We start from the raw sequence: 4,495 nt of genomic DNA, 5'->3' as shown, positions 1-4,495 counted from the left end.
CAGCGCGCGCCGCGACCCGGCACCCGGTGACGTCACCGGGTGCCGGGGTCGCGGTGCGTCCGTCGACGGGCGGGGGCCGGCGCAGCCGCCGGCCCGGCGGGCCTGGCCTAGACCAGCGGAGGGGTCTCCAGCTTCTTGGTGCCCATGAACCGCTCGACCTGCAGGCGCTCGTCCTTGACCATGAGGCGCAGGCGCTCGAGGTCCGCCTCGAGCCGGACCGGGTCGGTGGAGTGGTACACGAACCGCTTGTTCTCGCTGGCCATCGGCGAGGCGACATCGACGAACATCCGCCGCCGGACGTCCGCGTACCGGTCCAGCACCTCATCGCCGGCCCGGCCGGTGACGACGGCGGCGAGCGCGTCGTAGAGCACGTAGGTGTCGAAGAGCCCCGACGTCAGCCCCAGACCGCCGGTGGGGTTGGTGGCGTGGGCGGCGTCCCCGGCCAGGAGCACACGTCCGGCGCGCATCGAGGACGCGGCCCGCTGGTGCATGCGGTACGGCGAGTACTGGACCAGTTCGAACTCCCCGCCACCCGGGAGGAGCTTCTGGAAGATCTCGGGCATGCGGTCGGGAACCGACTCCTCCGGGAGGCTCCGGTCCTCGCAGTAGGTGCACCGCCAGAGGCCGCTGTCGTCGATCTTGGCGATGATCGCCCCGTATGTCGGGTCGACCTGCATGGTCGAGCGGCCGTAACCGTGGGCCTCGAAGTCGTAGCGGATGTTGGTCGCCACGAATCGTTCGTCCCAGGTCATGCCGTCGAAGGTCAGCCCGACCGCCTCGCGCACCGCACTCCGCGCGCCGTCGGTGCCGATGACCCAGCCGGCGCTGAACGTCGCCTCACCCTCGGGCGTCTGCGCGGTCACGGTGACCGACGAGTCGTCCTGCGTCAGCCCGGTGAGGCGGGTCCCGAAGTGCACGGGCACGCCGAGCTCGGCGAGCTGCCGCAGGGCGATCTCGGCGAGCTGGTGCTGGCCCAGGTGCAGGTTGAAGGGGTAACGGACCCGCCCCTCCAGCACGTCGAGGCTGTAGTCGATGCGCTCGCCGGTCGCGTACACGAGGTAGGTGTAATCCTGCTTCGCGAAGCCGGTGCGCAGCGCCTCCTCCATGACGCCGAGGCGCTCGAGGCCTTCCAGGACCGACCAGTGGTAGACCATCGCCCGCGGCGACTGGACGATGGCGGGCTCGGCCTCGAGGAGCCGGACCGAGACGCCCTGCCGGGCGAGCCCGAGCGCGTTGAGCACGCCCACGGGTCCTGCGCCGACGATGAGCACGTCGCTGTGCACGGTCACTTCACTCCTCCAGCGGCACGGCCCAGCACGGTGGCGAAGGCGGTGTCGGTCTCGTGTGCCAATCCGAGCAGGGCCTTCTCCAGCCCGCTGACGTCGTCGTCGGCCAGTCCCAGGCTCGCGTTCGTACGGAACTTCTGCAGCACCTCGTCCGCGGTGAGCGGGTTCTCCGCACCACCGCGCTGGTAGCGCAGCTCGTGCTCCAGGACCCGCCCGTCCCGCAGGACGACGCGCACCCCTCCGCCGAAGGCGTCCGGGGTGGGTGCGTACTGCCGGAGCTCGTAGGACACCCGCGGCGTGAGCGCGCGTACCGCCTCGTCGGTGTCGGCCTCCGCGGTGAAGCTGGTGACGTCCAGCCGGCCGTGGACCAGCCGGTAGGAGAGGCACCAGGGCAGGCTGAACTTGGCGTCGTACGGCGTCCGCGGGTGCACCTTGTCGGCCGCCGGGTCGCAGACCAGGGAGACCCCGGTCGCGTCGGTGAAGCCGACGATCGACTCGACGTCCTCCGGCCGGATCGGGGTGTCGGCGAGGACGGCGGCCAGGGCGTCCACCGGCGCGTGGGTGTAGTGGCAGGCCGGATAGGGCTTGTAGGCGATCTCGGGGGTCACCCACCGCTCCCCCAGCGTCGCCAGCTCGGCCGGCAGGTCGGTCGCCTCGCCGTGCAGGTAGGTGGCGAAGAAGCCGCGGGCTCCCTCGAATACCGTCGCCGGCCCACTGGCCCCGTGCGCGGCCAACCGGACCGCTGCCAGGCCCGACCGGGCGGCCCAGCCGGGGTGCAGCCGCTCGGTCTCCGACCCGTCGGCGAGGAACTCGAGCAGGCCGGCGGCCATGCTGCCGGCGATGCCCAGGGCATGGGCGGTGGTGGCCGGCGTCAGGCGCCGTGCCCGGGCAGCGGCGGCGGTCGCGCCGAAGACGCCGCAGACCCCGGTGGGCTGGAATCCGCGGGCGTGGAACAGGCCACTGCCGGCGTTCCCGAGCCGGACGCAGACCTCGTTGCCGGCCACCATCGCCGCCAGCAGGTCGGCGCCGGACGCCCCGGCTGCCTGCGCCGCGGCGAGCGCGGCGGGGACGACGCCGGCGCTGACGTGGACGACCGACCGGGGGTGCGTGTCGTCGAAGTCGAGCGCGTGGGCCAGCGCGCCGTTCACCAGGGCCGCATCGCCAGGGAGCAGGTTCGCCGCCCCGATCGCCGTCGCCGGTCCGGTGCTCCCGTCCTCGCGGACGGCGGCGTGCACGTAGCCGGCCTCCCCGAGCGCGTGGGCCGCGATGCCGCATCCCAGTGCGTCCAGCGCGTGCAGGCCCGCGGCGTGCTGGACGTCGTCCGGGATCGCGCCGGCATCCAGCCCGGCGACGAACTCTCCGAACCGCTGGGCCGCTGTAGGCATGGGTATTCCTCGCGAGTTCGGTGGCGGGAGAAGTGTTCGCTCACCGTACGTGGCGGCCGCCACACCAGTCAAGGCCGGAGCGCTCCGCGGGCGGCACCCAGTGTGCTCCCCCACCGGCCGTTTCGAGCGCCGGTTCCGACCGCGGTCGCGCACGTCTCGCGCCGCCCCCGGCCCCGCGGTCGTGCGTACAGTTGCGGGCCCGACAGACGTGTGCCGCCGGACGGGTCGTGCGTGCCCCGCCGGGCTCCGGGCCCTTCCCAGTGAGAGGCGACCGTGGATCACCAGGTAGTGAGGTCGACCCGGCACGAGGAGTGGAACCGCAGGGTGCGCCCCCTGGTGGGCGCCTACCGGACGACGACGGTCGCGCCGGAATTCTGGGGCGAGGCGCGGGCCTGGCGGCACGGGGGGATGCAGCTGCTCTCCGTCCGCTCGTCGGCCGGCCACACCTCGTGGGATCCCCGGTTCGACAGCGGGCCGCAGCGGCTGCAGGTCGGCGTCCACCTGTCGGGGGTGAGCCGGCTGCTCGTCGACGGTCGCGAGCTCACCATCGGCCCCGGGGACGTCCTGGCGACGCTGTCGGGGTCCTTGTCGCACCTGGAGTATCCCGGCCCGATCCACCACACCGTGCTCGAGGTCCCCTCCGCGCACGACCACGAAGTGCGGTTCGGCGCGGCCGGCAGGCGCTACCGCCTGCTCCGGGCAGGCAGCGGCCTCGTCGATGCCTACGCCGGCCTGCTGCGGCAGCTGGTCGACGCAGCGCCTCGGATGACTCCCGCCGCCGCTCGTCAGGCGCTGACGTCCGCGACAGGCCTCGCCGCCGCCATGCTGACCCTGGGCGACGAGCGCGGGGGCGACTGCCCGTCGGGCCGGAGGAGCGCCGACGTCACGACCCTCAAGGACTACATCCGCACCCACCTCTCCGATCCCGACCTGAGCGTCGCGAAGATCGCGCGGGCGCACCACATCTCACCGCGGTACGTGCAGGTCCTCTTCGCGGAGCAGGGCGAGTCGGCTGCCGCCTGGACGCGACAGCAGCGCGTCGCCGCTGCTCGACGGGACCTCGCCGACCCGGGGCTCACGCACGTCCCCGTCGCCCGGGTCGGCATGCGCCTGGGGTTCCGCACCGCGTCGCACTTCGGGCAAGTCTTCCGCGAGGCCACGGGGCAGAGCCCGAACGCCTTCCGCGCGGACCAGGCACGGGCCGGCGCGGCCTGAGCCCTGACGCCGGCCGGACCCTCAGGCGCCGCGCCGGTTCTCGGGCCAGATGCCGTGCCGTCCGGGCGAGATGATCCCGTTGGGATCGACGGCGTCCTTGATCTTCTCCACCAACCGCCGGTAGGCGTGGTCGTTGTAGGAGTACTGATCCGCGGCGAGGTCCATGAAGTCGAGGTGCGCCCGGTACTCGCCGTAGCCGAGTGCGCCGATCTCGCCCACCAGCTCGTGCGCCACCGCGAAGGCGTTCCTGACCGCCTCCGGATCGGTGCGGTCGAACTGGATCCCTGCCACCACGGCGGCCGCCCGCGCGCTGACAGCGAAGATCCCGCCGGAGAACATGATGCCGTGCTGTTCCAGGCGGGTGCGCATCTGGTCGATGACGTAGCGGACCTCGGTGCCCTTCAGGGCGACGACGGGTGAGAAGCCGACGTGGCCGAGATTGGGCGGCGTGATCTCGTTGAGCTGAACCGTCGGGATGCCGATGTGGACCTTCTCGGTCTGCCGGGTGATCTCGCCGTACTCGTGCGGCTCGTAGACGCGCCCGGCGTGCACCGTGGCGCCGGGGATCTGCTTCCAGATGCGGTCGATCTTGGCCGCCTTGGCCTCCAG

At 72.8% G+C, this 4,495-nt stretch carries 4 protein-coding genes; 1 reads left to right on the top strand and 3 read right to left on the bottom strand.

Annotated features, from left to right (window positions below):
- Nucleotides 1-107 precede the first annotated feature (107 nt).
- Complete coding sequence (locus VN520_RS26380; protein WP_325749443.1) at nt 108-1,289, bottom strand: FAD-dependent oxidoreductase; 1,182 nt, start codon at nt 1,287-1,289, stop codon at nt 108-110.
- Nucleotides 1,286-2,671, bottom strand: coding sequence for an MmgE/PrpD family protein (locus VN520_RS26375; RefSeq protein ID WP_325749442.1), 1,386 nt, complete (start codon nt 2,669-2,671; stop codon nt 1,286-1,288). Before VN520_RS26375 ends, VN520_RS26380 begins: the two co-directional genes overlap by 4 nt.
- A gap of 273 nt (nt 2,672-2,944) precedes the next feature.
- Here VN520_RS26375 and VN520_RS26370 point away from each other — a divergent pair, with 273 nt between their 5' ends.
- On the top strand, nt 2,945-3,886 hold the full coding sequence (locus tag VN520_RS26370; RefSeq protein ID WP_325749441.1) for an AraC family transcriptional regulator: 942 nt from the start codon (nt 2,945-2,947) through the stop codon (nt 3,884-3,886).
- Nucleotides 3,887-3,907: 21 nt separating this feature from the next.
- Here VN520_RS26370 and VN520_RS26365 read toward each other — a convergent pair.
- Nucleotides 3,908-4,495: FAD-linked oxidase C-terminal domain-containing protein (locus VN520_RS26365; protein WP_325749440.1), on the bottom strand; the 588-nt coding region annotated here is incomplete at its 5' end.

Origin of the sequence: Streptomyces sp., from assembly GCF_035563135.1 — a bacterium.
GTDB lineage: Bacteria > Actinomycetota > Actinomycetes > Streptomycetales > Streptomycetaceae > Streptomyces.
The sequence above is the reverse complement of the archived record's forward strand: the minus strand, read 5'-3'. Positions and strand labels throughout refer to the sequence as shown.

What these genes read in the sequence shown, in the direction of transcription:
- VN520_RS26375 (WP_325749442.1), bottom strand. Translation starts at nt 2,671, where the DNA reads ATGCCTACAGCGGCCCAGCGGTTCGGAGAGTTCGTCGCCGGGCTGGAT.